This window comes from Mesorhizobium sp. P2_B11 (assembly GCF_056404855.1).
This window is the reverse complement of the sequence record NZ_JBFUDF010000003.1, coordinates 358,702-384,084: the sequence shown is the minus strand read 5'-3', so window position 1 is coordinate 384,084 and position 25,383 is coordinate 358,702. Positions and strand designations below refer to the sequence as shown.

27 protein-coding genes and 1 other RNA gene are annotated in these 25,383 nt (G+C 63.6%); 11 read left to right on the top strand and 17 right to left on the bottom strand.

Annotated elements, in window-relative coordinates:
* Positions 1-57: 57 nt before the first annotated feature.
* Positions 58-1,041, bottom strand: a complete 984-nt coding sequence (miaA, locus tag AC1DYJ_RS10395; protein ID WP_477280541.1) for a tRNA (adenosine(37)-N6)-dimethylallyltransferase MiaA — start codon at positions 1,039-1,041, stop codon at positions 58-60.
* On the opposite strand from miaA, the gene serB reads away from it, so the two are divergent.
* Both serB and AC1DYJ_RS10385 read left to right on the top strand, forming a co-directional pair.
* The gene (gene serB, locus AC1DYJ_RS10390; RefSeq protein WP_477280540.1) at positions 1,031-1,918 is read left to right on the top strand and encodes a phosphoserine phosphatase SerB; all 888 of its coding nucleotides are present in this window, start codon (positions 1,031-1,033) and stop codon (positions 1,916-1,918) included. The genes miaA and serB overlap by 11 nt on opposite strands.
* On the top strand, positions 1,915-2,487 hold the full coding sequence (locus AC1DYJ_RS10385; RefSeq protein WP_477280539.1) for a GNAT family N-acetyltransferase: 573 nt from the start codon (positions 1,915-1,917) through the stop codon (positions 2,485-2,487). The genes serB and AC1DYJ_RS10385 overlap by 4 nt, the downstream gene beginning before the upstream one ends.
* Before the next feature lie 46 nt (positions 2,488-2,533).
* Here the strand turns inward: AC1DYJ_RS10385 and AC1DYJ_RS10380 are convergent, their stop codons facing one another.
* The 7 genes from AC1DYJ_RS10380 to AC1DYJ_RS10350 all read right to left on the bottom strand — a co-directional run bounded on the left by AC1DYJ_RS10380 (position 2,534) and on the right by AC1DYJ_RS10350 (position 8,789).
* A complete protein-coding gene (locus AC1DYJ_RS10380; RefSeq protein WP_477280538.1) occupies positions 2,534-4,051 on the bottom strand; it encodes a DegQ family serine endoprotease in 1,518 nt (505 codons plus the stop codon).
* A 143-nt stretch (positions 4,052-4,194) separates the two neighbouring features.
* Positions 4,195-4,380 carry a DUF2065 domain-containing protein gene (locus AC1DYJ_RS10375; RefSeq protein ID WP_112560446.1) on the bottom strand — a complete coding sequence of 62 codons (186 nt, stop codon included), beginning with the start codon at positions 4,378-4,380 and terminating at the stop codon, positions 4,195-4,197.
* Positions 4,381-4,384: 4 nt separating this feature from the next.
* Positions 4,385-5,353: a protease modulator HflC gene (gene hflC, locus AC1DYJ_RS10370; protein WP_477280537.1), complete on the bottom strand. Its 969-nt coding sequence runs from the start codon at positions 5,351-5,353 to the stop codon at positions 4,385-4,387.
* Positions 5,353-6,477: an FtsH protease activity modulator HflK gene (gene hflK / locus AC1DYJ_RS10365; protein WP_477280536.1), complete on the bottom strand. Its 1,125-nt coding sequence runs from the start codon at positions 6,475-6,477 to the stop codon at positions 5,353-5,355. Before hflK ends, hflC begins: the two co-directional genes overlap by 1 nt.
* A gap of 154 nt (positions 6,478-6,631) precedes the next feature.
* A complete protein-coding gene (locus tag AC1DYJ_RS10360) occupies positions 6,632-7,246 on the bottom strand; it encodes a dimethylsulfonioproprionate lyase family protein (protein WP_477280535.1) in 615 nt (204 codons plus the stop codon).
* A complete protein-coding gene (locus AC1DYJ_RS10355; protein WP_477280534.1) occupies positions 7,243-7,773 on the bottom strand; it encodes a dihydrofolate reductase in 531 nt (176 codons plus the stop codon). The genes AC1DYJ_RS10360 and AC1DYJ_RS10355 overlap by 4 nt, the downstream gene beginning before the upstream one ends.
* On the bottom strand, positions 7,773-8,789 hold the full coding sequence (locus tag AC1DYJ_RS10350) for a DUF4424 domain-containing protein (protein WP_477280533.1): 1,017 nt from the start codon (positions 8,787-8,789) through the stop codon (positions 7,773-7,775). The genes AC1DYJ_RS10355 and AC1DYJ_RS10350 overlap by 1 nt, the downstream gene beginning before the upstream one ends.
* Positions 8,790-8,940: 151 nt before the next feature.
* On the opposite strand from AC1DYJ_RS10350, the gene cobF reads away from it, so the two are divergent.
* Complete coding sequence (gene cobF, locus AC1DYJ_RS10345) at positions 8,941-9,711, top strand: precorrin-6A synthase (deacetylating) (protein ID WP_477280532.1); 771 nt, start codon at positions 8,941-8,943, stop codon at positions 9,709-9,711.
* Between the two features lie 66 nt (positions 9,712-9,777).
* Here the strand turns inward: cobF and AC1DYJ_RS10340 are convergent, their stop codons facing one another.
* From AC1DYJ_RS10340 to modA, 4 genes are all read right to left on the bottom strand, one after another.
* Positions 9,778-10,119 (bottom strand): winged helix-turn-helix domain-containing protein, encoded by a 342-nt coding sequence (locus AC1DYJ_RS10340; RefSeq protein ID WP_477280531.1) that lies wholly within the window; start codon positions 10,117-10,119, stop codon positions 9,778-9,780.
* 69 nt (positions 10,120-10,188) lie between these two features.
* The gene (modC, locus tag AC1DYJ_RS10335) at positions 10,189-11,301 is read right to left on the bottom strand and encodes a molybdenum ABC transporter ATP-binding protein (protein WP_477280530.1); all 1,113 of its coding nucleotides are present in this window, start codon (positions 11,299-11,301) and stop codon (positions 10,189-10,191) included.
* The gene (gene modB / locus AC1DYJ_RS10330) at positions 11,298-12,002 is read right to left on the bottom strand and encodes a molybdate ABC transporter permease subunit (protein WP_477280529.1); all 705 of its coding nucleotides are present in this window, start codon (positions 12,000-12,002) and stop codon (positions 11,298-11,300) included. Before modB ends, modC begins: the two co-directional genes overlap by 4 nt.
* 15 nt (positions 12,003-12,017) lie before the next feature.
* Positions 12,018-12,812: a molybdate ABC transporter substrate-binding protein gene (gene modA, locus AC1DYJ_RS10325; protein ID WP_477280528.1), complete on the bottom strand. Its 795-nt coding sequence runs from the start codon at positions 12,810-12,812 to the stop codon at positions 12,018-12,020.
* A 159-nt stretch (positions 12,813-12,971) separates the two neighbouring features.
* Between modA and AC1DYJ_RS10320 the strand changes: the two genes are divergently transcribed.
* Entirely contained in the window at positions 12,972-13,178 is a 207-nt protein-coding gene (locus AC1DYJ_RS10320; protein WP_477280527.1) for a TOBE domain-containing protein, read from the top strand.
* Between the two features lie 12 nt (positions 13,179-13,190).
* Here AC1DYJ_RS10320 and AC1DYJ_RS10315 read toward each other — a convergent pair whose 3' ends face one another.
* Together AC1DYJ_RS10315 and AC1DYJ_RS10310 are read right to left on the bottom strand one after the other, a co-directional pair.
* Positions 13,191-13,985, bottom strand: a complete 795-nt coding sequence (locus AC1DYJ_RS10315) for a thymidylate synthase (RefSeq protein ID WP_477280526.1) — start codon at positions 13,983-13,985, stop codon at positions 13,191-13,193.
* A gap of 142 nt (positions 13,986-14,127) precedes the next feature.
* Positions 14,128-14,439 (bottom strand): DUF2853 family protein, encoded by a 312-nt coding sequence (locus AC1DYJ_RS10310; protein ID WP_112394624.1) that lies wholly within the window; start codon positions 14,437-14,439, stop codon positions 14,128-14,130.
* Positions 14,440-14,606: 167 nt separating this feature from the next.
* Here AC1DYJ_RS10310 and ssrA point away from each other — a divergent pair.
* Positions 14,607-14,966, top strand: a transfer-messenger RNA (tmRNA) gene (ssrA, locus tag AC1DYJ_RS10305).
* Between the two features lie 111 nt (positions 14,967-15,077).
* Positions 15,078-15,629, top strand: coding sequence for an AAA family ATPase (locus tag AC1DYJ_RS10300; RefSeq protein WP_477280525.1), 552 nt, complete (start codon positions 15,078-15,080; stop codon positions 15,627-15,629).
* A 46-nt stretch (positions 15,630-15,675) separates the two neighbouring features.
* Here AC1DYJ_RS10300 and AC1DYJ_RS10295 read toward each other — a convergent pair whose 3' ends face one another.
* Positions 15,676-16,881, bottom strand: a complete 1,206-nt coding sequence (locus tag AC1DYJ_RS10295; protein ID WP_477280524.1) for a multidrug effflux MFS transporter — start codon at positions 16,879-16,881, stop codon at positions 15,676-15,678.
* 187 nt (positions 16,882-17,068) lie between these two features.
* Between AC1DYJ_RS10295 and AC1DYJ_RS10290 the strand changes: the two genes are divergently transcribed.
* The 4 genes from AC1DYJ_RS10290 to AC1DYJ_RS10275 all read left to right on the top strand — a co-directional run bounded on the left by AC1DYJ_RS10290 (position 17,069) and on the right by AC1DYJ_RS10275 (position 18,877).
* The gene (locus AC1DYJ_RS10290; protein ID WP_477280523.1) at positions 17,069-17,752 is read left to right on the top strand and encodes a TetR/AcrR family transcriptional regulator; all 684 of its coding nucleotides are present in this window, start codon (positions 17,069-17,071) and stop codon (positions 17,750-17,752) included.
* A gap of 131 nt (positions 17,753-17,883) precedes the next feature.
* Complete coding sequence (locus AC1DYJ_RS10285; protein ID WP_477280522.1) at positions 17,884-18,429, top strand: SspB family protein; 546 nt, start codon at positions 17,884-17,886, stop codon at positions 18,427-18,429.
* 15 nt (positions 18,430-18,444) lie between these two features.
* A complete protein-coding gene (locus tag AC1DYJ_RS10280) occupies positions 18,445-18,639 on the top strand; it encodes a DUF4169 family protein (RefSeq protein ID WP_477280521.1) in 195 nt (64 codons plus the stop codon).
* A gap of 13 nt (positions 18,640-18,652) precedes the next feature.
* The gene (locus AC1DYJ_RS10275) at positions 18,653-18,877 is read left to right on the top strand and encodes a ribbon-helix-helix domain-containing protein (RefSeq protein WP_477280520.1); all 225 of its coding nucleotides are present in this window, start codon (positions 18,653-18,655) and stop codon (positions 18,875-18,877) included.
* Here the strand turns inward: AC1DYJ_RS10275 and AC1DYJ_RS10270 are convergent.
* The gene (locus AC1DYJ_RS10270) at positions 18,874-20,670 is read right to left on the bottom strand and encodes a chloride channel protein (protein WP_477280519.1); all 1,797 of its coding nucleotides are present in this window, start codon (positions 20,668-20,670) and stop codon (positions 18,874-18,876) included. The genes AC1DYJ_RS10275 and AC1DYJ_RS10270 overlap by 4 nt on opposite strands.
* Before the next feature lie 173 nt (positions 20,671-20,843).
* On the opposite strand from AC1DYJ_RS10270, the gene AC1DYJ_RS10265 reads away from it, so the two are divergent.
* Positions 20,844-21,272, top strand: coding sequence for a MarR family winged helix-turn-helix transcriptional regulator (locus tag AC1DYJ_RS10265; protein WP_477280518.1), 429 nt, complete (start codon positions 20,844-20,846; stop codon positions 21,270-21,272).
* 32 nt (positions 21,273-21,304) lie between these two features.
* On the opposite strand, the gene AC1DYJ_RS10260 is transcribed toward AC1DYJ_RS10265, so the two are convergent.
* A complete protein-coding gene (locus AC1DYJ_RS10260; RefSeq protein ID WP_477280517.1) occupies positions 21,305-25,273 on the bottom strand; it encodes an AsmA family protein in 3,969 nt (1,322 codons plus the stop codon).
* Between the last annotated feature and the right edge of the window lie 110 nt (positions 25,274-25,383).

Sequence of the window (25,383 nt, the reverse complement as noted above, 5' to 3'; positions counted from 1 at the left end):
GGAACGGGAATGTTCATTTCAGCTTCTGTTTCTTTAATTGTATTAGCAGCAGCAAAATCAAATCGCGGTTTTCGGGTCGTCGCCAGGCTGCAATCTCAGCCATTCCGGGCCCAGCTGATGGCGAAACCACGTCGTTTGCCGTTTGGCATATTGCCGCGTCGCTGCCTTGCAGCGATCGATGGCCTCAGGGAAACTGATGTCGTCAGCCATCGCGGCCGAGAGTTCGCGAACTCCGATCGCCTTCATCGCCGGCAGGTCAGGGTCAAGACCAAGCGCCACGAGCCGTTTGACTTCGTCGAGAGCGCCAAGATCAAGCATGCGGTCGAACCTGGTTTCGATCCGCTCGACAAGGGCCGCGCGCTCCGGCTCGATGACGAAGAAACGCGCGCTGTCGCGGTCGATCAGCGGCTGGCCGCGCGCCGCTTGCCATTCGAGAATGGAGCGGCCGGATGCGTCGAGCACCTCGAGCGCCCGCACGATGCGCTGGCCGTCGGTCGGCTTCAGCTGCATGGCGACCGCCGAATCCTCATGCATCAGGATGCGATGCAGCTTGGCAGCACCCTGCTCCTTGAGTTCGTAGCGCCAGCGGTCGCGCACCTGCTGGGGAATATCGGGCATTTCCGAAATGCCCTCGGCAAGGGCGCGAAAATAGAGCCCGGTGCCGCCGACGAAAATCACCGGACGTTCGAAGGCAGCGCCATCGGGCCGCCGGGCAAGCGTACCGTCATCGATCAGCTTCATCACGTCGCGCAGCCAGGCGCCGGTGGAATAGGCGGTGGAGGGATGCACGTGACCGTAGAGAAAGTGCGGTGCGCGGGCGAGTTCGGCAACAGCCGGCCGCGCCGTCAGCACCTCGAGCACCGAATACCCCTGCATGGAATCGGTGTTGACGATGATGCCGCCCTTGCGCTCGGCAAGATCGAGCGCCAGCGCCGACTTGCCGCTGGCGGTCGGCCCGGCTATCAGGATCGCGTTCTTCACGCGGCCCTCGCCCGGCTGCCCGCCCTTGCCTAGCTGCTTGGAATTTTCGATGCCGCTCATTGCCACGCTTGTGTCCCACCCCGCCAGCCGCACTGTCTCGGCCTCGCTTGCGAATATGGCCTCACGGTCGGTTGGCGCAAGCGCTGTTCGCTGGCTGGGCGAAGGCGTCGCCTGCGATCTGGTGCTGGCCGAAGGGGCTGAAGCCGGCGAGACAACCGCCGCCTTGCGCGCCGCACTTGCCTCCGAACCGGTCGACGTGATCGTTCAGCAGGCCGAAACACGCCGCAAGACAATCCTGCTCGCCGACATGGATTCGACCATGATCGACCAGGAATGCATCGACGAACTGGCCGACGAGATCGGCGTCAAGGATCGCGTTGCCGCCATCACGGCGCGCTCGATGAATGGCGAGATCGCTTTCGAGCCAGCCTTGCGCGAACGCGTGGCGCTGCTGAAAGGCCTCGATAGCGCCGTCGTCGACCGCATTATCGCCAACCGCCTGACACTGGCGTCGGGCGGTCGCGCTCTGGTGCAGACGATGCGGAAGAACGGCGCCTGGACGGCACTCGTCTCAGGCGGCTTCGACGTGTTCACCAGCCGCATCGCGGACATGCTCGGCTTCCAGGAAAACCGCGCCAACCGCCTGATCGAGGAAAACGGGCGCTTTGCCGGCCTGGTCGCCGAGCCGATCCTCGGCCGCGCTGCCAAGGCCGATGCGCTGAACGAGATCTCGGCCCGCCTGGGCCTGACGCCGGCCGACGCCATTGCCGTCGGCGACGGCGCCAACGACCTCGACATGATCCGGCTGGCCGGCACCGGTGTCGCGCTCCACGCCAAGCCGACTGTGGCAGCTGAGGCCAAGGTTCGCATCGACCATGGCGATCTGACGGCGCTGCTCTATCTCCAGGGCTATCACCAGCAGGAGTTTGCCGGATGAAACCGATGCGCACCGAGCGCCTGATCCTGCGCAACTGGGAAGACCGCGACCGCGAACTTTTCCATCGCATCAATTCGGACGAGCAGGTGATGGAGTTCTTCCCGTTCCGCCGTGACCGTGCCGAGACGGATGCCAAGATGGACGAATTTCGGGGCTGGATCGCCGAGGACGGCTTTGGTTTTGCCGCTGCCGAGATTGCCGCGACGGGCGAATGCATTGGCTTTGTCGGCCTCTTGAAGACCGATCACGTGCCATCCATGCCTTCCGATACGATCGAGATCGGCTGGCGGCTGGCGCCGGAATTCTGGGGCAAGGGCTATGTCACCGAGGCCTCCGAAGCCTGGCTCGCCTTCGGCTTCGAAACGCTTGACCGCGACGAAATCGTCTCCTTCGCCGTCGCGGCCAACCGCCGCTCGACGGCCGTCATGGAACGTCTTGGCATGAGCCCTGACCCGGCTCGCGATTTCGACCACCCATCCATCCCTGACAGCCATCCGCATCTCAAGCGGCATGTCCTCTACGCTCTGTCGCGCAAGGACTGGCAGGCAAGAAAAAGGGCGGCTCGCTAGCCGCCCTTTTCTTATCGAAATCAGATCATTACAGGCCTTGCCGGACTCAATCCATCCGGATCGTGACAAACCGCAATTCGCCGGTCTTCGACGCCAGCATCAGAAGCGCGTTCTTACGGCCCTGCTCCTTCAACGCGCCGATCCGATCCATGACGTCCTTCGGGGTCGCGACCGATTCCTGGGCGATCTCGGTGATCACCTCGCCGGCCTGGATACCGCGCTCGGCGGCGGCCGAATCCTTGGTGACGTCGGTGATGACGACGCCCGAGACATCGGCGGCGATGCCGAATTTAGTCCGCGTCTCGTCGTTGAGTTCGCCGACGGTCATGCCGAGCACCGAAGCCGTCGAAACCGCGGGCGCCTTGTCGCCGCCCTTGTCCTCGTCGGTGGTGCCGTCTTCGCCGCTGGCGAGCTTCTCGCCGTCCTCGAGCCGGCCGAGCGTCACCTTCACCGTCTGCTCGACGCCCTTGCGCACGATGATCACGTCGACCGCCTTGCCGACCGGGCTTTCCGCCACGACACGCGGCAGGTCGCGCATTTCATGGATGTCCTTGCCGTCGAACTTGATGATGACGTCGCCGGCCAGGATGGTGCCGTTGTCGACCGGTCCGCCCTTGATGACGCCAGCCACCAGCGCCCCCTTGGCGGTCGCCATGCCGAGGCTCTCGGCGATGTCGTCGGTCACCGGCTGGATGCGCACGCCGAGCCAGCCGCGGCGGGTTTCGCCGAACTGGCGCAACTGGTCGACGACGCCCGAGGCGAGCTGCGAGGGGATGGAGAAGCCGATGCCGATCGAGCCGCCAGACGGCGAGATGATCGCCGTGTTGATGCCGATGACCTCGCCCAGGCTGTTGAACAGCGGCCCGCCGGAATTGCCGCGGTTGATGGCGGCGTCGGTCTGGATGAAGTCGTCATAGGGGCCGGAATTGATGTCGCGGTTGCGGGCCGAGACGATACCGACCGTCACCGTGCCGCCGAGGCCGAACGGATTGCCGATCGCCATTACCCAGTCGCCGACACGCATCTTGTTGGAATCGCCGAACTTCACCGCCGTCAGCTTATGGCCCTTCGGATCGACTTTGAGCACCGCGACGTCGGTCTTGGTGTCGGTGCCGACCAGCGTCGCCTTGAGCGTCACGCCGTCGGAGAAATTCACCTCGATGTCATCGGCGTCGGCAATCACATGGTTGTTGGTGACGACAATGCCTTGCTCGGCGTCGACCACGAAGCCGGAGCCCAGCGACTGCACCTTTTGCGCGCCGCCATCCTTGTCGCCGCCACGGTTCTTGAAGAAATCGTCGAAGAAATCCTGGAACGGCGAACCTTCCGGCAGTTGCGGCATCGGCACCGCACCGGGACCTTCCGTGCCCTTCACGGTCTGCGAGGTCGAGATGTTGACCACCGCACCGAGCAGCCCTTCGGCGAGGTCGGCGACCGAAGCCGGTCCGTCCGCGGCCACCGTCGGCGTCACGAAAGCCGGAACGGCAAGCGCGCCGACCATAAGTGCCGCAGCACCTACGATGAACGTCCGCCGCGCAGCGCGCAGAAGGGTGTTGGATGTCATCGAGAGCCTCCCGGAATTGCTGAAAAGAAAAAGCGCTTCGGCAAAACGCCGCGTCGCGTCATGTTGGCAAGAAATACGGCACATCTGCGGCTATGGCCACATCAGGAGGATAAATCCTCCGTTATACCTTGTACCGACATTCCTCAGCCGCGCACCAGCCAGACAATGCCGACGCCGATGGCAATCGCCGCCAGCCCGACGATGCGCAGCGCATTTTCCGGCATCGACAGCACTTCGCCGGCAAGGCGTTTGGCGAGGCCGGGAAAACCGCCATAGACCAGGCCCTCGACAACGAGGACCAGGCCTATGGCCGCAAGGAAATCCTGCACCGCCCTACTGGGCGGGTGCAGGTTGCGCTGCCGGCGCGGCGGGAGCCGTCGCCGGCGCGGCAGGTGCCGCAGGCGGTGTCGCCGGCTTCGCGTCAGTGCCGTCGGGGTTGCGGAAGAAGCGGAAGAACTCCGAATTTGGCGACAACACCATCGTCGTCCCGGAGTTGTCCAGCGCCGTGCCATAGGCATTCATCGACCGGTAGAAGTCGAAGAAGGCCGGATCGCGTTTGTAGGCATCGGCGAAGGTCGCGCTGCGCTGGGCCTCGCCTTCACCGCGCAGGATTTCCGATTCCTTGCGCGCTTCGGCGACGATTTCCACCACTTCGCGGTCGGCGCGGGCGGTGATGCGCTGCGCGGCCTCTTTACCGCGCGCTCTAAGCCGTTCGGCCTCGGCCAGACGTTCGGCCTTCATGCGGTCGAAGGTCTGCTGCGAAACCTCAGCCGTCAGGTCGGTCCGGCGGATGCGCACATCCTCGATCTGCAGGCCGAGCGACGTGGCGTCCGGCCGAAGCTGATCGCGCACTTCGCGCATCATCACGGCCCGCTCTTCCGAGAGTGCTGCTTCGAAGTCGCGCAGACCGTAGACACGGCGCAGCGCTGCATCGAGACGCGTCCGAAGCCGGGCTTCGGCCAGTGTGATCTGACCGGACACGGCGGAACGGAATACGCGCGGATCCGAGATGCGGTAAGCGATGAAAGCGTCGACCTCGTAGAACTTGCCGCCCGAAACCTGGACGCGGATGTTGTCGAGATCGAAGCGCAGCACCCTGTTTTCGATCAATTGCACGCTGTCGGCATCGAAGAAGGCGAAAGGCGCCTTGAAATAGATGCCGGGTTCATTCTTGACGTCGACGATCTCGCCGAACCGCAGCACGAGCGCCTGCTGGCGCGCGTTGACCACGAAGACCGAGGAGTAGATCAGGAACAGAAGCACGGCCGCGATGACGGCGAGGATGGGAAGACGATTGGCCATCACTGGGCTCCTCCGGTCGTGGCGCCAAGGGGCGCGGGCGCCGGGGCCTTCGGCTGCAGTGCCGGCAGCGGAAGATAGGGGACGACCCCTTGCCCGTTGCCCTGTTCGACGATGACCTTGCTGGAGTCTTTCAGGACCTTCTCCATCGTTTCCAGATAGAGGCGCTTGCGCGTCACATCCGGAGCCTTGGCATATTCGTCATAGACCGAGATGAAGCGCTTCGCCTCACCTTCGGCCTCCTGCACGACACGGTTCTTGTAGGCCGCCGCGTCTTCACGGACCTGTGCGGCCTCGCCGCGCGCCTGACCCAGCTTCTGGTTGGAATACTGGTTGGCTTGCTCGACGAACTTGTCTTCGTCCTGTTCGGCGCGCTGCACTTCGTCGAACGCGTCCGCCACTTCACGTGGCGGCGCCGCGTCCTCGATCGAAACCGCGTTGACGTTCAGGCCAGCCTTGTAGCCGTCCAGCGTCGTCTGGATGATTTCACGCACCGACGCGGCGATGCCCTGACGATCATCGCGGAAAATGTCCTGGGCCGGTCGCCGGCCGACCGCTTCGCGCATGGCGCTTTCGGCGACCTGCTGCAGCATGCCTTCCGGATCGGAGACGTCGAACAGATAGGCCCTTGGATCGGAGACCTGGTAGGCCACCGAGAACTGGACGTTGACGATATTCTGGTCGCCGGTCAGCATCAGCCCGGACGTGTTGCCACTCGTCGCGCCGCCGCCGCCGATATCGACGAGCTGCTCGGCGATGTTGGCCGTCTCGACGGTTTCAACGGGCCACCAATGGAAATGCAGGCCCGGCTGCGAGAGCTCCGCCTTCGGCTTGCCGAAGCGCAACTCGACCGCAACCTCGTCCGGCTGCACGGTGTAGACCGCCTTGAACGCCCACAGCACGATCAGCGCCGCAGCAATCAGCGCAAACACGGCCGGGCTGGCGCCGCCGCCACCGGGCAGCGCGCGCCGCAGCCGGTCCTGGCCGCGGCGGATGATGTCTTCGAGATCGGGAGGTGACCCTTGCGGGCCGCTGGGCCCCTTCGGTCCCTGCCCCCAGGGCCCCTGATTGTTGCCGCCGCCGCCCCATGGGCCGCCGCCGCCACCGCTCTTGTCGTTCCAGGGCATGAATGTCCTTTCGCTTGGAATTCCCTCAGCGCCGGCCTTGCGGCGCAAAATCCAGTTGTTCTTCTATAGGGACGCCGCGATGCGCTTTCAACGCGATCCGGCACGGCACCGTCCGATTTGGACCACTGCAAGCAGTAAATTCCAATAAGTCGCCTTATGAATGCGGCGTATTGTCGAGGGGAAGGCACCAAATGGCAAAAAGCGGCTTGGCGTCCGCGCGCATGGCATGAACGATGCCAGGTGGATTGTAGACCACCCCGCCGACCCCGGGTTCATGCCACGCCTCGGCATTCTGCCGCCATTCCCCTTGAGACAGGACAAGGTAAAGCTCTTCCGGCGGATGCCGATGGTCTGGATAGGTCGTATGCGGCGCCATGACCGACACTCCGATCTCGATTGCACTGCTTTGGACAAAGCCACCCGGGCCGACAATGAAGGAATCGGCGTAATTCTCGGCCAGATCAGCTGATTTGCGGCGCTCGCTTTGGTTGTTCCAGTTGAGATGCGGCTCAATCTCGCGCAGCGCGGCGCCGAGTTTGCCGAGATTGCCGCCGATCGTTTCAAGCTCGGCAAAGCATTCCGCGAGGTGGCGACAGGCCGGCTGACGCTGGGGTGGCTCACTGCCCTCCTGAGGCGCCTCGAGCGCGGCGCTACCGAAGATCCGCTCGTGCGCGGCTTCACGTGCGGGTTCATTTCCCATGCGCGAGCGTATTTCCGCGCTGAGCAAATCCATGAAGGTACCGAGCGGTTGACGCTTGTTGTCGGTCATGGAGACACCTGTGTCGTTGGCCGGCGGCGCTCGTAGACTGTGTAGCGGGTTGCGTGGCTGTCCTTTTCGCCGGCCGGAAAATCCTGCGCGCGCACAATTTGCCAGCTGGCTGGATCGATGTCGGGGAAATGCGCATCGCCGTCGACCGTGGCCAGCACATGGGTGACATGCAGGCGGTCGGCGAGCGGCAGCGCCTGCGCATAGATCTCGCCACCGCCGATGACGCAGATTTCATCGACGCCAGCCATGCAACGCCCGCGCACCGTGGCCAGCTGGATTGCGGCTTCCAGCGAATTTGCTGTCTCAACGCCCTCGGCGCGCCAAGCCTTGTCGCGGGTGACGACGATGTTCAACCGGCCCGGTAGAGGCCGCCCAATGCCTTCATAGGTCTTGCGGCCCATGATGACGGGCTTGCCCATCGTGTCGGCCTTGAAGCGCTTGAGATCAGTAGACAGCCGCCACGGCAACCCGCCGTCGCGCCCGATGACGCCGTTCTCGGCGATGGCGACATAGATTGCGACGTCCATCAGTTGGCTTCCCCGGCGCCGTCATCCGACGGCTCCAAAAGCAATATGTCGATGTCGCGTTCGGGGTAGAAATCCTTCGCCGTCGTCTCGAAGGTCGTCGGCCCGACCTTTTTGACATTGTCGCCGCAGAACGAGATCAGCGCTTTCGGATTGCCCTTGTCGACGGTCAACTTGAACTTTCCGATGCTGCCATTCGCCCAATTGCCGCCGGTGGTCAGGATATATTGGATGCGGTTTTCGTAAAAATGCGGATAGCCGTCGGCCTTGGTAGCCTGGCGCACCGCGTTCTCGAACCCGTCATCCATGCAGAACCGGGTCTTGTAGCTTGCATATTGGCTGCCCTCGGAGAACTTGCCGTCATAGAAGAAACTGACCGACGATGTGCCGCCGACGCTCGGCTTGTAGCGATGCGAGACATGGACATCCTTGTTGGCCGGAAAGGTCGAACGCCACCAATAGGTCGAGCGCAACTGCCACCACGGCGTATAGACCTTGTTGGCCTCGGTACCGTCGCTGCCCGGATCCTCGATGATGATGCCGCGGTTCTCCCAATCCTCGGCGACCGCTTTCGGCAGCTTCGCCAGGGCCGCCTTGGCCGCATCGCCGAATGGATTGAACGGCACGTTCTGCGCCTTCAGATCGGCGCCGATATCGATGCCGACAGCGAACACTTTCTGCTCGAGCTGCGGCTTCGCCGGCGCGCCATCGATCGTCACCTCGAAACCAAGGAAATTGTCGCTCTGGTTTTCGGGAATCGCTGGCATTTCCTCCGGGTCACCTTCGATGTCGGGCAACGGGAAGGCGACGATGGCATTTACATCCTTGTCGGTGTTGTTGTGAAAGACGTAGTCGACCGTCACCTTTTCCGGCGAGATGAACAGATCCTCGCTTTGCATCGCCACCGCATCGCTGCGTGACAGGATCAGGCCACCGGTGCCGAGTTCGGCGGTCGAATCATTGGCCAGCGCAGGCGCGGCTGAAAGCGCCAGCATGGTGGTAAGAACATAGCGCAGCATGAAAGCCCCCTCGGCGAGAATGCGGCGCGACCCTAGCCGTTTCAATGTGGCGTTTCAAAGCCATTCCATCTCCAGAAGCGTACCGTCGCGGTCTGGACACGCCAATAGGCGGTCTGGACTAACAGGTTCCGATGAGGCAGGAGTTCGCCACATGCGCAAGCTTCTCGTCATCGGCATCGGCGCCGGCAATCCCGATCATATGACCGTTCAGGCGATTGATGGCCTGAACCGGGCGGACGTCCTGTTCATTCCCGACAAGGGCGCGAAAAAGAACGATCTTGCCGAACTGCGCCGCCAGATCTGCGACCGCTTCGTCACCAATCCGAAATCGCGCCGCGTCGAGTTCGACGTGCCGGTGCGCGCCGAGCCGGCGCCGTCCTACCGCTCGACCGTCGACGACTGGCATGAAGCTATTGCCGAAATTTACGAAGGCCTGATCCGCGACGAGCTTGCCGAAGACGGCTGCGGCGCTTTCCTGATCTGGGGCGACCCTTCTCTTTACGACAGCGCGCTGCGCATCCTCGAGCGCGTGCGGCTCAGAGGCAATGTCGGGTTCGAGCTGCAGGTCATTCCCGGCATCACCGCCGTCCAGGCGCTTGCCGCCAGCCACAAAATGGCGCTGAACCGCATCGGCGACCCCGTGCTGATCACCACCGGCCGCCGCCTGACCGAAGACGGCATGCCGCAGAATGCCGGCAGCGCCGTGGTCATGCTCGACGGCAAATGCGCCTTCAACACGATTGTAGACAAGGATCTGATCATCCACTGGGGCGCCTATCTCGGCACGCCCGACGAAATTGTTGTCTCGGGCCGTCTCGGTGACGTCGGCGCTGAGATTGACAAGGTGCGCGAAGAAGCCCGCAAGAGAAAGGGCTGGATCATGGACACCTATCTGTTGCGCAAAACAGGCGAAGGCGATTAACCCTACTGCCCTACTGCCCTACTGCCCTACTGCCCTACTGCCCTACTGCCCTACTGCCCTACTGCCTCACCCCGCATCGATCTCCGCCTGTAACGCTGCCATATGCGTCGCCGCCGCTGCAGCTGCTGCCCGTTCGATGGCGCGGAAGCGGCTGACCACCGCCAGTCCGACCGAGGTCAGTTGCGCGCCGCCGCCCTTGCGGCCGCCGGTCTGCGCCGACACCAGCGGCTTGCCGAACACCCGGTTCATGTCCTCGACCAGGTCCCAGGCGTGCTTGTAGGACATCTCCATGCCGCGCGCGGCGGCCGAGATCGAGCCGAAGGTGGCGATCTGCTCCAGAAGCTCGATCTTGCCCGGACCGATGCGCCCGTCGGGATCGAGATTTATCCGCAAGCTCAGCGACGGCATGTCGTGTCCTCCGCGATCACTCTAGCCCCTCTCGACCCAAAGCGCTATTCCAAATCGATATAGCGGCCATCAACCATCCGCTTCGGCCGGCAGACCGGCGCCGGTGTTGGCGCGGTCGAAACTGACCGTCTTGACCACCGCGAACACCTTGCCGCCGAGCCGAAGGTTCAGCGCCTGCCGCGATTGTTCGGTGATGCGGGCAAGTACGGTTGCGCCATTGCAGTCGATGCCGACCTCGACCGTTGGCCCCTCACCCGGGCTGATTGCGACGATGATGCCCGGAAGGATGTTGAGTGCGCTGAGGCCTGTCGGCTGCTCGGTGGCGATCATCACGTCGCGGGCACGGATGCGGATGCGCACCGGCGCGCCAGGCGCAACCGCCAGCCGCGGCACCCGGATTTCGCCCGCCGCCGAGCCGAGCACACTCATGCCGAAGGCGTGGTCATGGCGCAGCACCTTGGTATCCAGCACCGCGCCGCCCTCGCCGCGCTCTTCGGCCGGCAACAAATCGAGCCGCTGCATGATCGCGCCGGTCGGCCCGAAAGCCGCGGCCTTGCCCTGCGCCATCACCACCACGTCGCTCGCCAGCCGCGCCACCTCGGCCACGGAGTGGCTGACATAGACGATAGGCAGCTTGGTCTCGTCGCGCAGCCTTTCGACATAGGGCAGGATTTCGGCCTTGCGCGCATCGTCGAGCGAGGCCAGCGGCTCGTCCATCAACAGCAATTTCGGGCTGGCCAGCAGCGCCCGGCCGATCGCCACACGCTGCTTCTCGCCGCCCGACAGTTTTGCCGGCCGTCGGTCGAGCAGCGGACTGATGCCGAGCAGTTCGACGACGGCGTCCATATCCGCGTAGCGCTCCGCTGGCGGCGTAAACCATCGGCCGTAGCGCAAATTGCCGGCCACGCTCATATGCGGAAACAGCCGTGCATCCTGGAACACCATGCCGATGCGGCGCCTGTGCTTCGGCACGAAAATGCCGGCATCGGTATCGACCAGCACACGGCCGTCGACCGCGATGCGGCCCTTGGTCGGCCGGATCAGGCCCGCGATCAGGTTGATCAGCGTCGTCTTGCCGGAGCCCGAGGGCCCGAACAGCGCCGTCAGCCGCCCGGCGCTTTCGAAACGGGCGTCGATGGCGAACTCGCCGAGACGATGGCTGATGTCGACAACGACGCTCATTCGATATCCATCCGCCGGCCGACCCGCCGCGCCAGCACTTCCGAGGCAACCAGGGCCGCCATCGAGATAATGATCGAGATCAGCGTCAGCCGTAGCGCCCCGTCATCGCCGCCCGGCACTTGCGTAAAAGTGTAGATTGCCGACGGCAGCGTCTGCGTCTCATTGGGAATGTTGGAGACGAAGGTGATGGTGGCGCCGAACTCGCCCATCGCCTTGGCGAAAGACAGGATGGAGCCGGCGATCAGCCCGGGCAGGATCAAAGGCAGTGTGATCGTGGCGAAGACCCAGAGCGGGTTGGCGCCGAGCGTGCCTGCCGCCGCCTCCATCTTGCGGTCGACGGCCTCGATCGACAGCCGGATCGCCCGCACCATCAAGGGGAAGCCCATGATGCCGCAGGCCAACGCGGCACCGGTCCAGCGAAACGAAAAGACGATGCCAAAATGCTCGGCCAGGAATGCGCCGGCCGGTCCGCGCCGGCCGAAGGTGAGCAGCAAGAGATAGCCGGTCACCACCGGCGGCAGGATCAGCGGCAAATGCACCACGCCGTTGAGCAGCGTCTTGCCCCAGAACTTGCCGCGGGCAAGCAGCAGCGCGATCGCGATGCCCGGTGGCATGCTGAACAGCATTGCCACCGTCGCGACCTTGATCGACAGCCGGACCGCATTCCATTCGTCGGGAGTGAGGTCCAGCAGCCAGTTCATGCGTCAGGCGTTGCCTTAGTTGCTCGGCGCCAGGATCGTGAAGCCCTGTGCCTTGAAAAGGTCGGCCGCCTTGGCGGACTCAAGACACTTCAGGAAAGCCGGCGTATCCTTGTCCTTGGAATCGGCGGTCTGGGCAACCGGATAGATGATGGGCGGATGCGAATCCTCCGGGAAGGTGCCGACCACCTTGACGCCCTTGTCGGCATGCGCGTCGGTGGCATAGACGATGCCGAGCGCTGCTTCACCCGTCGACACCAGCTTGAGTGCTGCGCGCACATTCTCGGCCTGCGCCACCTTGCTTTCCACCGACGACCAGACGCCGAGCGATTCAAGTGCCGCCTTGCCGTATTTGCCGGCCGGCACGGCCTTGAAGTCGCCCATGGCGAGCTTGCCGTCGCCGACCAGCTTGGCGAGGTCGAAACCTTTCTCGATCTTGGTCTCGACCTTCGAATCCTTCGGCGCCACCAGAACGATCTGGTTGCCAAGCAGTTTCACCTCGGTGTCCGGCTTGGTCAGCTTCTTGTCGGAGAGATATTTCATCCAGTCGAGATCGGCCGAGATGAAGACATCGGCAGGCGCCCCGCCTTCGATCTGCTTGGCCAGTGCCGAGCTTGCGGCATAGGAGACGGTCGCGGCCTCGCCGACATCGGCTTCGCAGGCCTTGTTGACGGCATCGAGCCCATCCTTGAGGCTGGCCGCGGCAAACACGATCACCTTGTCTTCCGCATGGGCCGCCGGCATCGCGGCCATCAGCGCTGCGGCAAAACCGCCAATCGCGATCGCCCTCAATCCGAAACCTTTACGCGTCATCGAAACTCTCCCTGGGTTTGAAATCCGACTGGCTCGAAGCCTAGGATCGATATATCCGGATGAATATAACATGGGAAGGCCGCCGGCCGTCGAAAGCGTCTGTTCGGCATCGATTGTTCTGGCTATGAGGGGCAGACAAACCTTGGAAAGGAAGTCCCCATGAAAATCAGCGCCCGCAACATCCTCAAGGGAACGATCGTCGAGATCGTCAAAGGCGCCACCACCTCGCATGTCCGTATCGACGTCGGCGGCTCGGTCGTCACCGCCTCGATCACCAACGAGGCCGTTGCCGATCTCCAGCTCGAGAAGGGCAAACAGGCCTATGCCGTGATCAAGGCGTCGGACGTCATGGTCGGCATTGATTGAGAAAACGGAGACCTATACCGCGATCGGCGCCTTGATCGTCGCGTCGGCAAAGTAGTTGTCCAGCCGGAAATCCTCGAAGCGGAAGGCGAACAGGTCCTTCACATCAGGATTGATCCACAGTGTCGGCAGCGCCTTGGGCGAACGCCGCAACTGTTCGCGCGCCTGCTCGAAATGGTTGGAATAGAGGTGCGCGTCGCCGAGTGTGTGGACGAAATCGCCGGGCTTCAGCCCGGTGACCTGCGCCACCATCAACGTCAGCAGCGCGTAGGAGGCGATGTTAAAGGGAACGCCGAGAAAAATGTCGGCCGAACGCTGGTAAAGCTGGCAGGACAGTTTGCCGTCCGAGACGTAGAACTGGAACAGGCAGTGGCATGGCGGCAGCGCCATGGCCTCGACCTCGGCCGGATTCCACGCCGAAACGATCAGCCGGCGCGAATTCGGGTTCTTGCGTATCTCCTTGAGAAGATTGGCAATCTGGTCGATCGACCCGCCATGACCATCCGGCCAGGAGCGCCACTGCTTGCCATAGACCGGGCCAAGATCGCCATTCTCGTCGGCCCACTCGTCCCAGATCGAAACGCCATGGTCGTTGAGGTATTTGATGTTGGTGTCGCCGGCCAGGAACCACAGGAGTTCATGGATGATCGACTTCAGATGCAGCTTCTTGGTGGTGGTGACGGGAAAGCCGCGCGCCAGGTCGAAGCGCATCTGGTAGCCGAACACCCCACGCGTGCCGGTGCCGGTGCGGTCGCCGCGATCGGCGCCATTGTCCAGCACATGCTGCAAAAGGTCTAGATACTGGCGCATCGGCTTCGCCTCGATTCGGGGTTGCCGCGATCATAGCCGACTGGCCGTCGGCCGAACACAGCAAAGCGAAAATGCCTCGGGGATATCGCCCAACAGCCGGTGCGCAACCGCACCGGCGTCCACTTTCAGGCGGCGCAGTCGATCAGAGCGAACCCAGCTTCCCCAGATCCTTGGCGACCAGATAGTAGAACGTCACGCGGCTCTTGGAGCTGTCGGCAGCCAGTGCCTTGCAGGTCTTCTCGATCGCGGCGTCGGCTTTCGCCCCGTCGGTCACGCCGAGCTTCTTGGCGACCCAGTTGGTCTTGACGCGCTCGAGTTCCTTGGGGTCGGTGCACGATACCAGCGAGGAATCGCGGTTCCTCAGCGCAATACCGAGATGCTTGACGATCTTTTCGACCGCATCGGCGCTGGCGCCGGCGTCGTATTTCTTCACATCCGCAAGATAGTCGGCCATCAGACTTCCCCTCGTCGGCGCCACGGATTCGGTCGATGAGGGCTGTGGCGCGCTACGCAACCTGTGCGCTAGGTCGAGAACTCCTCACCGCGGGAAAGCTTCGGTTGAGACCGCGCTCAAGTCAACCCTCGGCGTCGCGATTTGACATAGGGACAAAGCACCATTGCGGCCTTTCATTTTCCGCGTCGCCCCCCTATATTCGTTTTGTCGGCTTGACCGACTATGGCGATAAATGGGCGATGTAATAAGCCGTTCGGACCCGGGGGCGGTACCCGGCGCCTCCACCAAAAGCCGCTTTGACGACAAAGCGGTTCTTGCTGGGGGCGAAATAGGATCGACGAAGGTGTAAAGATCGTACTTTTGCCCGGCATGGTACCACCGTCATCGGGCTAAACCTGTAGTTGCAAATGACAACTATGCGGAAGCACGTCTCGCTGCTTAATGCAGTGCGATAGCTTCAAATCAAGCCCTAGAGGTTCGCACTTCTAGGCGGGGTTCGGAGGTACCTGGCAACAGAAACCTCCACTTCTCCCCTCCCCAATATTTTACGCGCAGCGCCGGCTGCCGCTGGTCGAACTTTGCCTGGCTGTGGGCCGCGAAGCTGTCGAGCCGCGTGCGCCCTTCTCCATGGACAAAAGATGCAAACCGATCGATTCTTCGTACTGACCGGCGGTCCCGGTTCCGGCAAGACCACGCTGATCGAAGCGCTGCAGGCCGCAGGCTTCGCCACCTCGCCCGAAGCCGGGCGCGGCATTATCCGCGACCAGGTGGCGATCGGCGGAACTGCCCTGCCCTGGCACGACAAGGCGTTGTTTTCCGAGCTGATGCTGTCATGGGAGATGCGCTCCTGGCAGGCCGCTTGCGACCATACGGGACCGGTCTTCTTCGATCGCGGGGTGCCGGATACGCTGGGCTATTACAGGCTGATCGGGTTGCCGGTGCCCGCTCATGTCACAAACGCCGCGGCAACATTCCGGTACAACAGCCGCATCTTCATTGCCCCACCATGGCCGGACATCTTCATCCAGGACAGCGAGCGAAAGCAGACGCTCGACGAGGCCGAGCGCACCTATCACTCACTGGTCGGCGTCTACACCGAACTGGGCTACGAGCTGGTGGAACTGCCGCTGGCGCCGGTCGAAGCGCGGCTGCGCTTCATTCTGGCTGAGGCCGGGCTGTCCCGGACATGAAAAAGGCCGGGACAAATCCGGCCTTTTCCGATCGATTGCGATTGGCTTACTCGGCCGGCGCTTCCACGGCTTCACGCGTGCGGCCGAGCGTCAGCTTGGCCAGCGTGAACGAGATCACCGCGCACAGCGTAATGCCCGCCACCATAGGCAGCGGCGTGCCGTCGAAGAAGATGCCGGCGACACCCATGGCCAGGGCGCCGATGGCGAAGTGCAGCGTGCCCATCAGCGCCGAAGCGGTGCCGGCGATCTCGCCATGCTCTTCCATGGCCAGCACCGATGTCGTCGGGATGACCAGGCCAAGGAAGCCGTAGCCGACGAAGAGCAGCGCCGCCATCACATCGAGCCGGTCGACGCCCGTCGCCATGATCGCAAACAGCACAACCATGGTTGTGGCATAGCCGGTTACTGCTACCCAGACGACGCGCTTCAGCCCAAACCGTTCCGACAGCACTCCCGTCAGCTGCGACATGCCGATAAAGGCCACCGCGTTGATCGAGAAGAACACGCTGTAGACCGACGGCGACAGCCCGTAATGGTCGATCAGGATGAAGGACGAGCTGGAGAGGTAGACAAAGAAGGAGGCAATGCCGAAGCCGGCGATCGCCACCAGGCCGAGGAAATTGAGGTCACCCATCAGGAAGCGATAGCCGGCAAGGGCGGTTCCGAAGGACGAACCGACGCGCTCTTCCGCCGGCCGCGTCTCCTTGAGCGAGGTCGCGAGCAGGATGGTGGCAAGTGCCGCCGCGCCGGTCACCGTCCAGAACACCGCGCGCCAACCAAAGTTCTCGATGATCTGGCTGCCGGTCAGCGGCGCCAGGATCGGCGACACCGAAAACACCAGCATCAACAAAGACATCAGCTTGGCGGCTTCCGTGCCGGTGTGCAGGTCGCGCACGATGGCGCGCGGCACCGCCATGCCGGCGCTGGCGCCGAGACCTTGCAGGAAGCGGAAGGCGATCAGCCATTCGATGGTCGGCGCCATGGCCGAACCGATGCCGCCGACCATGAACAGCGCAAGGCCGCCATAGAGCGGCAGCTTGCGGCCGACCATATCGGAAATCGGCCCGACGACGATCTGGCCGAAACCCATCGACAGGAAGAAGATCAAAAGGCTCATCTGCACGGCAGCGGTGCCGGCATGCAAATCCTCGCCGATCGACGGCAGTGCGGGCAGATACATATCGATGGCGAAGGGGCCGATGGCGGACAACAAGCCGAGCACGACCGCAATGCGGAGGAATTTGGGACTCATGATAATGGCTTCTTTCGAATCTGGTTGCCGCCGGCAAGCGACGTCTAACCCCAGGACGTTCCATCCCGTGGAAATCCTACGCCCCGGGGCGAATTCAGTCGTCCCCTCGGCACAAATTTCCGTTTTGTTATGTCCACAAATTTAGACAGCCTTGTCTAATTCGTCAATCACCTCTATATAGTTTTTTATGAAGCTTGCCGTTTCTCCTGACATTTTCCCGCCACGCGGCCACGAGGCCAAGCGTATGTCGATCATCGACGCGGCGGCTTCGGTGTTTTGCCGCGAGGGCTTTGCCGGCGCCAATATCGACCTGATCGCGATGGAGGCCGGCGTCTCGCGCCAGACCATCTACAATCACCACCGCGACAAGGAAAAGCTCTTCATGGCCGTGGTGCGCGATCTGACCGAGCGCTGCAATGCCGGCATTTTTGCCACCTTTGCCACCTTCCCCGACCAGCCCAGGGATCTCGAGGCTGACCTGATCGGCTTTGCCGTGCGCATGAACCAGAACTGCATCTGCAACCGCGATGGACGTTTCTTGCGCAAGCTGATCCAGACCGAGGGCGAGCGCTATCCCGAACTGTTTGCCGAATGGCGCGACCATGGTCCGGGCCGGACATGGCCGGCACTTGCCGCCCGTTTTGCCCGCCTCGCCCATGCCGGCCATCTCACGGTCGACGATCCCGATGTCGCCGCGCGCCAGTTCCTTGCGCTGGCCAACGCCGAACTTCAAACCACCTTCATGCTTGGCGGCATGCCATCCGAGGATGAAGTGCTGCAATCCGCGACCCATGGCGTGAGAACTTTCGTGCGCGCCTTCGGCAAGCGCAGATCCGCGGCAGCGGTGGAAAAGCAGCTGGCCAGCGCCTGAGCGATCGAAGCCAGCGATCAAATCGTCAGTGACGGGCCTCGCTTCCGCACATCAGCGATCTATATGCGGTTTACGCCGCCCTCAAGCTTGATTACAGCTATGCGGACGATTCAACGGAACCCGACCAGCACATGGCCGACGACCACATCCGCTACGACATTCTGGCCCAGGAGGCGTTGCGCGGCGTCATGCGCAAGGTCCTGGCCGAAGTCGCGCGCACCGGCCTTCCCGGCAACCATCATTTCTTCATCACCTTCCTGACCGGCGCGCCGGGCGTGCGCGTGTCGTCCAGGCTGCGCGAGCGCTATCCCGAACAGATGACCATCGTCATCCAGTTCCAGTATTGGGACCTGAAGGTGACCGATACCGGCTTCGAGGTCGGCCTGTCCTTCTCCGACGTGCCGGAGAAACTGGAGATCCCGTTCTCTGCCGTGCGCGGCTTCTACGACCCGTCGGTGAATTTCGAACTCGAATTCGACGTCAAGACAGACGTCCCGGCGGAAGACGAAGCGCCGGCACAGCCGGCGCCCGAGCCCTTGGCCATCGTCTCCGAGAAAAAGCCGAAGGCCGAGAAGAAGGCGGCTGCGGCCGAAGCCGAGAAGAAGCCTGCCGCAGCCGATGCCGCCGCCGGCAAGGGCGCCGACGTCGTCTCGCTTGACGCCTTCCGCAAGAAGTAGCCGACGAGCCGCGACATGGGCGAAATCATCAATCTTCGCCAGGTCCGCAAGCAAAAGGCGCGCGCCGAAAAGGAACGGCAGGCCGGCGAGAACCGCGCTCTGCATGGCCGTTCCAAAGCCGAAAAGAGCCGCGACCAGTTGATCGCCGACAAGGCAGAAACCTTCGTCGCCGGCCATCGCCGCGAACGCCCGAAAGATCAGGGCGATTGATGGGCAGCCCGCGGTGAGCCCGGTCGAAAAGCGCTCGGTGACGATCCGCGGCCACCGCACCAGCTATTCCCTCGAAAAACCTTTTTACGACGATCTCGTCGCCATCGCAGCCGCGCGCAAGCTGACGCTCGCTGCGCTGGTCGCCGAAATCGACGAGACAAGGCCGCGCGACGCCAACCTCTCCTCGGCGCTCCGGCTGCATGTGCTGGACTGGGCGAAGCGCAACGCCAGACCTTAGACCGGGTCGGCCGCGCTCTCCTGCTTCCGGCGTTTGGCGCCGAAACCGAGCAGTGCCGTGCGATCCCGTTCCTCGGCCTGCTTCTTCGCCCTCACCCGCATCAAATCCTTCCAGCCGATATAGCCGACCAGACGAGACCCCTCGCGGGTGACGACTGGCAGATGCGAAATGTTGGCCGTCAGCAATTTGTCGGAGAGGCCCTCCAGATATTCATCGGGGTAGGCGAGCGTCACCTTGCTGCCGGCGAGCAACTCGCCGAGCGTCGTGGTGCGGTGCTTGCCGGCGCGGCGCCAGCGCAGGATAGCAGGCGGATCGATGACGCCAAGCACGTTGCCGTCCGCATTGACCACCGGAAAACTCGGATGCCGCGTCTCGGGCGCGGTCAGGAAGGCAGCCGCACCGTGCAGCGACATTGTCGCCGGCACGCTCTCGACATTCGACGTCATCACCTCGCGCACCCTGGTCAGCGCGAACGGGTCGACACGGTATTCGCGCACCAGATGATGCCCTCGCCGCGCCACCTTCTCGGTCAGGATCGAACGCTTCATCAACAGCACAGTGACGGCATGCGCGGCGGCACATGCCGCGATCAGCGGCACCAGCATATGCGTATTGCCGGTCAGTTCGACCGCAAAGAAAGTAGCCGTCAGCGGCGCGCGCATGGTGCCGCCCATGGTCGCGGCCATCGCCAGCAATGGCCAGAAGCCGGGCGTTGCCTCCGGCAGAATTCCGGAGAGCACGGCGCCCATTGCGCCGCCCATGATCAGCAGCGGCGCCAGCACGCCGCCCGATGTTCCAGACCCCAGCGCCACCGACCAGATGACCGCCTTCACCACCAGCAGCGTGAGCGCGGCGGCGGCAAGCATGCGGCCATCCAGCATGTCGGCGATATTGTCATAGCCGACACCGAGCGCCCGCGGCTCGATCAGCCCGCCAATGCCCACCACAAGGCCGCCGATCATCGGCCACCACATCCAGTGGATCGGCAGTTTCTGGAACGCGTCCTCGCAGCCATAGACCAATTGCGTCAGCAGGCCGGAGAGAAGGCCGGCGCAGATGCCGACCGCAACCCAACCGCCAAGGGCGAGGAACGAGGCGTCCATGCTGCCCTGGAACGGGAAGATCGGCCCCGGCAAATGCAGCATGGTGCGCTCGACCTCGGCAATGATGGCTGCGACCGCGACGGGAATGAAGCTGCGCGGCGTCCATTCGAAGAGCAGCAGTTCGACGGCCAGCATGATGGCCGCTATCGGCGTGCCGAAGACGGTGGTCATGCCGGCCGCCGCACCCGCCACCAGCAACGTCTTGCGCTCATTGTCGCTGACCGGCAGCATCTGCGCGATCAGCGAGCCGATGGCGCCGCCGGTCATGATGATGGGACCTTCGGCGCCGAACGGGCCGCCGCTGCCGATCGAGATCGCCGACGACAGCGGCTTCAGGATCGCCACCTTGGCGCCAAGCCGCGAGCGACCGAGCAGGATCGCCTCGATGGCTTCGGGAATTCCATGGCCGCGGATTTTTTCGCTGCCATATCTGGCCATCAAGCCGATGATCAGCGCGCCGATCACCGGAACAATGACGGCGACATAACCGAGCGGCGTGTCCTGAAGCTTCAGATCGGCAAGCGAGAACTGGCCGAAATAGGCAATGTTTGTGGCAAGTCGGATCAGCTTCAACAGCGCAATGCCCGCAAACAGCCCTGCGGTTGCGACCACGACCGCGATCGCCGCGATGAGCAGTACGCGCGCATCGGTGGTGAAGTCGCGCAGATGATGATTTTCCGAGGATTTCATGGGGCGGCCCAGCTTTCCGACGACGCCAAGCGCCATCCTGTTGTCGGGTCGCTATGTATCGTAATACGATATAAATGTTCAAGACCGTTACTCGCCGGTCTACCGCGTCATTTTGGACGACGTTTGCGCACTGGGCGTTGAGCTTTTCCGGTAAAGGGCGATAGAGATCGGGCATGACAGCTCCGCAGAAACCACGCCCCGCCATCTCCCAGGCCGATTACCAGCGCCTGTCCGAATTCCGGTACCTGATCCGGCGCTTCCTCGAATTCAGCCAGACCCAAGCCAACGAGGCCGGCCTGACCCCGCGCCAGCATCAGGCGCTGCTGGCGATCAAGGGTTTTCCGGATGGCGGACCTGTGACGGTCGGCGACCTCGCCGAACGCCTGCGTATCCGTCATCACAGCGCCGTGGAGCTGGTAAACCGGCTAAGCGAGGCAGGGCTTGTGATCAGGGATCAGGACAAGGACGATCAGCGGCGCGTGTTCTTGAGACTGACCGAGCATGCCGAAGATCGGCTCGCCGAGCTGTCGGCCGCGCATATCGACGAGCTCGAGCGCATCGAACCGATGCTGGGCCGCCTGTTGACCCGCCACAAGCAATAGGTTGCGGCAAGCGACGGCTACCTTGGAACGTCTCAATTGCCCAGCGACTTCAGCAGATTGTCGACCGAGAACGGGTTTGTCTTGGGCTTTGGCGGCGCCGGGGCCGAGCCGTCATTGACGCCCGGCAGTGAGCGATCGACCTTCGGCGCCTGCTCCTGGGCCTTGCGTTCGGCCTCCAGCCTGGCCTTTTCCTGTGACGCAATCCGCATCGCCTGTTCAGCCTTCTTGCGTTCGTTTTCGGCCTTGGCGGCGTCTTCGGCAGCCTGCTGCTCGGCCTGCGCCTTCGCATCCGCATCTGCCTTGGCCTTGGCGTCGGCCTGCGCTTTCGCGTCTGCCTCCGCCTGTGCTTTCGCATCGGCTTCCGCCTTTGCTTCCGCATCCGCCTTGGCTTTCGCCTCCGCTTCGGCTTGCGCTTTTGCTTCGGCTTCCGCTTTCGCCTTGGCGTCGGCCTCGGCTTTCAGCCGCGCCGCTTCCTCCTGCTTGCGCAACTCCTCGGCGGCGTTGTCACGTTCGGTCTGCAGGGCAGCGTAGTAGCGTACCTCGCGCCGCAGGCGCTGCTTCTCCAGCAGCGCGGCCTGCATCGCCTCGACCCGCTGCTGCTCCTTCTCCAGCGCGCGCTGGGTCAAAAACTGCGCCAGCGGCTCGCTGTCGAACTGCTTCTTCATCGCACTGAGCGGCCCGTCGACGCTGAAATTGACGGAAGGATCCGACCCGACCTGCGCCTCGTCGCCGGGCTTGTAGGTGATCGTACCCCTGGCGGCGACGGTGCTGGTGTTGAGGTCCGCCGTGATGTCGGCCGATAGCGCCGCGCTGGCGTTCTCCAGCTTGACCGGCGGCGCCCTGAGCGTGCCGCCGGCAACCGTGAAAGCGATGTCGGTGTCGCCAGCGGCAAAACTGCCATCGCCGGCGATCTGCGGTGCGAAGCCTGCGGTCTTGGCCACGTCGATATCGCGCCCGATCGCATCGGCCTTCGCGATCAAGGCGCCGAAGGCGTCGGGATTGACGCCGGCTATGGTTAGGCCTTTGAGCGCCGCCGTGCCCGAGCCCGACAATGCCGCAATCATCGCGTCGACCGATTTGCCGCTGGTGGACAGGCCGGTCGAGAAATCGCCGCTGCCGCTCAGGCCGGCATTGGGCAGCACGGTCGTGAGATCAGCGCCGGCAAGCTTCATCTGGCCGGAGAACAGCCCGGTTCCGTCGGTGTTCTTCAATTCGAACAGCCCGGTGAGCGCGCCGCCGAGCAGCTTTGCCTTCAGGTCGGAAACGCGGATTCCTTCCTGGTCAAGCTTCAGCGACAGCGACGCGTCATAGGCCGTCGCCAGCGGTCCGGCGGCAAGGGTGGCCGTCGTCAGATCGAGGTCGGCGGTGAACGGCAGGCTGGATTTCTGGCTGAAGGGCGCCGTCGGCCAATTGCCGTTGCTGGCGATGAACGACTGGTCGCCGAACAGCGCCACCGCCATCGGGTCGAGGTCGAGTTCGTCGAGCGCCAGCGCACCGGCAAGATGGGGCAGGCCCTGCTTCACGTCGAGATTGATGTCGCCGGACACCGCCGCTTCGTTGATCGACCCGCTGAGACCGCTCAGCACGAGCAGGCCATTGCCGAAATCGGCATCCGCGCTGAGCGAGGTCGAGGTGCCGGTGCCCATGCCGGGCAGGCCGACGCCCGTCGTCATCAGCCAGGGCTCGATATCGGAGGCGTCGATGCCGATCTTGCCTTTGGCGGTGGCGCCTTGTGGTGTCTGGGCAACGGTGCCGTCAAAGGTTGCCTTGAAATCATCGGCGGCGAAGTTGAAGCTCGTCGCCAGGCCACCGCCAAGCGTGCCTTTCGCCGAAATGTCGGTTGATGCCTGGCCAAGCATGCCGAGCGGCAGCGCCGGCATTCCATAGAGCGCCAGCAGCGCGGTGGCGTCGGGGCTTTTGGCGTTGAAGGTCAGCGTCACCGGCGCGTCGAGCAACTGGCCGACGGCACCCTTGCCCGACAGCGACGCCGAGAAGGCCGAACCGCCGGCCTTGCCTTGTCCGCTGACCGCCAGCCCTGTCGTGCCGTCGCCATTGTCGGCGGCACTTGCCACCAGATCGACGCGCGCGTCCTGGAACAGCTCGGGATAGGCAGACGTGCGGCTTGCCAGTCCCTTCAGCACATCATTGTCGGGATAGTGTTGCGCGGCAATGTCGATCAACGGCTTCAGGTCGACCGCAACCACCGAGGCGTCGAGCTTGCCGGTCGGGCTTGCCGGAAAATCCTTGATCCGGCCGGTGGCGCTGATCGACGCGCCGGCAAGGCCGCCAATCGACAGCCGGTCGATTTCGAGCAGGCCGTCGCGCAGCCGGAGCGCGGTATCGACCGTGTCGGCGGTCAGCCCGCCGGCGCTGACCGGCCCGGCCTTGATCTGGAAATCAAGGTCGCGGTCGGAGAAGCGGTTGGCGCCCTTGTCGCTGACGAAGATCGAGGCGAAGGCGGTCAGCCCGTCGACATCGAGTTCGCCGCCCGTCAGCCGCATCAGCACCGACGGCTTGGCGTCGTCGGGCTGGCTGGAATCGATGCGGCCGGAGAACTTTGCCTTGCCGAGGATCAGTTCGAGATCGCTGAACGCCTGGCGCCTTTCCGAGAGATCGACCTTGGCCTTGAAGCCGGCGGCAGGCAGGCGGCGGATCGCCTCGTCGACATCCTTCGACAGCCATGCGGCAAAGCCGGAAGGCTGCGCCACCGCCAGAAGCATGGAGCCGGTGAAACCAAAATGGTTTTCGACGCTGAGCATGCCGCTGGCTTCCAGCGTGGTGCGGCCAGGCAAGGTCGCGGCCATCGACTTCACCGACCAGCCGCCATCGACCGGTTCGGCCGAGAGGTGCACGTCGCGCACCGTGGTGTCGCCGGCCACCACCGCCGGCAGCTTGACCTCGACGGTGCCGGGTATGGTCGGTTTCGGCAGGTCGAGCAGTGCCTGCTCGATCCCGGCAATGCGCTGGTCCAAGGTCAGTCCAGCACCCTTCTCGGCGCCCACCGCCTCGTCCAGTTGCACCTGCGCGCCATTGGCCTCGATGGCGAAGCTGGGCTTCAGCCCGAGATCGACCGAAGCCTTGCCGTCGGCGGTGTAGGGATTGTCGAGCGGCCCGGTCTCAAAACGGAATTCGTCGACGCCGAGCTTCTGGTGGTCGAGCGAGAACTTGCCGTTCAGCCGGAAGCCCGGATCGGCCTTGGCCGCACTGACCTTGACGGTCTCGCCATCGCTGCCGCGCAACTCGACCGGAGTTTTGTCGTTCTTGTCGGCACCGGAAATCTTGAACTGGCCGGAGTAGACAGCGGCCCCGTTGACGATGCCGGCATTGCCGTCGGTTTCGATGACCAGCGGAGAGGCATCCGGATCGACTTTGAGTCTGAGCCGCATCTGGCCGTTACCCTCGGCCTTGCCGGTCGAAGCGGTGAGCGTCGAACGCAGGCCGTCGAGCAGCAATGTGCCGTCCATGCGCCACGGCCCGGCCAGCGACTTGGCCGAGATGGTCGAATTGATTTCGGAAATGAGATGGCTGCGGCCGCCGGCGGCATGACGCAGCGCAATCTCGCCCTCCGTCACCGTCAACTTCTCGATCGAGATCTGGTTGAGGTCGAAGGGCGAGGACGGCCGCATCGCCCAGTCGACCGTGCCATCATCGGCAATGTCGATTGTCGCCTTCGGATGCACCAGCCGCATGTCGAAGATCAGCACTTCGCCGCGCAGGAACGGCGCCAGCTCCGCATCCATCGAAAAGGTCTCGACGGTCATCGCCGGCTGGCCGCCGGGACCGCCGGCGACGGTGACGTTTGAGAAGGTCACCGAGGGGAACGGCAACAGCCGCGCCGTGGCGTCGCCCTGCACCGTCACCTTGCGGCCGAGAATGGCGCTCGCCTCGCGCTCGAACTCGGCGCGGTAGCCGGTCCAGTCGATAAAATACGGCACCACCAGTGCTGCACAGAGCACCAGCACGAACAAGCCACCGAAGATCACGAACAGGCGTGCGAGCATCAGCTCCGAACGGGTTGATTGAAAGTCAGCCGCACTCTACCCGCATCAGCGTGTCGATAAAGAGGCAATTCATCTGGCGGACACATTGCGGTCGGCCCATCCCGGTGCGC

What these genes read in the sequence shown, in the direction of transcription:
- serB (WP_477280540.1), top strand. Translation starts at nt 1,031, where the DNA reads ATGCCGCTCATTGCCACGCTTGTGTCCCACCCCGCCAGCCGCACTGTC.
- miaA (WP_477280541.1), bottom strand. Translation starts at nt 1,041, where the DNA reads ATGAGCGGCATCGAAAATTCCAAGCAGCTAGGCAAGGGCGGGCAGCCG.
- AC1DYJ_RS10385 (WP_477280539.1), top strand. Translation starts at nt 1,915, where the DNA reads ATGAAACCGATGCGCACCGAGCGCCTGATCCTGCGCAACTGGGAAGAC.
- AC1DYJ_RS10380 (WP_477280538.1), bottom strand. Translation starts at nt 4,051, where the DNA reads ATGACATCCAACACCCTTCTGCGCGCTGCGCGGCGGACGTTCATCGTA.
- hflC (WP_477280537.1), bottom strand. Translation starts at nt 5,353, where the DNA reads ATGGCCAATCGTCTTCCCATCCTCGCCGTCATCGCGGCCGTGCTTCTG.
- hflK (WP_477280536.1), bottom strand. Translation starts at nt 6,477, where the DNA reads ATGCCCTGGAACGACAAGAGCGGTGGCGGCGGCGGCCCATGGGGCGGC.
- AC1DYJ_RS10360 (WP_477280535.1), bottom strand. Translation starts at nt 7,246, where the DNA reads ATGACCGACAACAAGCGTCAACCGCTCGGTACCTTCATGGATTTGCTC.
- AC1DYJ_RS10355 (WP_477280534.1), bottom strand. Translation starts at nt 7,773, where the DNA reads ATGGACGTCGCAATCTATGTCGCCATCGCCGAGAACGGCGTCATCGGG.
- AC1DYJ_RS10350 (WP_477280533.1), bottom strand. Translation starts at nt 8,789, where the DNA reads ATGCTGCGCTATGTTCTTACCACCATGCTGGCGCTTTCAGCCGCGCCT.
- cobF (WP_477280532.1), top strand. Translation starts at nt 8,941, where the DNA reads ATGCGCAAGCTTCTCGTCATCGGCATCGGCGCCGGCAATCCCGATCAT.
- AC1DYJ_RS10340 (WP_477280531.1), bottom strand. Translation starts at nt 10,119, where the DNA reads ATGCCGTCGCTGAGCTTGCGGATAAATCTCGATCCCGACGGGCGCATC.
- modC (WP_477280530.1), bottom strand. Translation starts at nt 11,301, where the DNA reads ATGAGCGTCGTTGTCGACATCAGCCATCGTCTCGGCGAGTTCGCCATC.
- modB (WP_477280529.1), bottom strand. Translation starts at nt 12,002, where the DNA reads ATGAACTGGCTGCTGGACCTCACTCCCGACGAATGGAATGCGGTCCGG.
- modA (WP_477280528.1), bottom strand. Translation starts at nt 12,812, where the DNA reads ATGACGCGTAAAGGTTTCGGATTGAGGGCGATCGCGATTGGCGGTTTT.
- AC1DYJ_RS10320 (WP_477280527.1), top strand. Translation starts at nt 12,972, where the DNA reads ATGAAAATCAGCGCCCGCAACATCCTCAAGGGAACGATCGTCGAGATC.
- AC1DYJ_RS10315 (WP_477280526.1), bottom strand. Translation starts at nt 13,985, where the DNA reads ATGCGCCAGTATCTAGACCTTTTGCAGCATGTGCTGGACAATGGCGCC.
- AC1DYJ_RS10310 (WP_112394624.1), bottom strand. Translation starts at nt 14,439, where the DNA reads ATGGCCGACTATCTTGCGGATGTGAAGAAATACGACGCCGGCGCCAGC.
- AC1DYJ_RS10300 (WP_477280525.1), top strand. Translation starts at nt 15,078, where the DNA reads ATGCAAACCGATCGATTCTTCGTACTGACCGGCGGTCCCGGTTCCGGC.
- AC1DYJ_RS10295 (WP_477280524.1), bottom strand. Translation starts at nt 16,881, where the DNA reads ATGAGTCCCAAATTCCTCCGCATTGCGGTCGTGCTCGGCTTGTTGTCC.
- AC1DYJ_RS10290 (WP_477280523.1), top strand. Translation starts at nt 17,069, where the DNA reads ATGAAGCTTGCCGTTTCTCCTGACATTTTCCCGCCACGCGGCCACGAG.
- AC1DYJ_RS10285 (WP_477280522.1), top strand. Translation starts at nt 17,884, where the DNA reads ATGGCCGACGACCACATCCGCTACGACATTCTGGCCCAGGAGGCGTTG.
- AC1DYJ_RS10280 (WP_477280521.1), top strand. Translation starts at nt 18,445, where the DNA reads ATGGGCGAAATCATCAATCTTCGCCAGGTCCGCAAGCAAAAGGCGCGC.
- AC1DYJ_RS10270 (WP_477280519.1), bottom strand. Translation starts at nt 20,670, where the DNA reads ATGAAATCCTCGGAAAATCATCATCTGCGCGACTTCACCACCGATGCG.
- AC1DYJ_RS10265 (WP_477280518.1), top strand. Translation starts at nt 20,844, where the DNA reads ATGACAGCTCCGCAGAAACCACGCCCCGCCATCTCCCAGGCCGATTAC.
- AC1DYJ_RS10260 (WP_477280517.1), bottom strand. Translation starts at nt 25,273, where the DNA reads ATGCTCGCACGCCTGTTCGTGATCTTCGGTGGCTTGTTCGTGCTGGTG.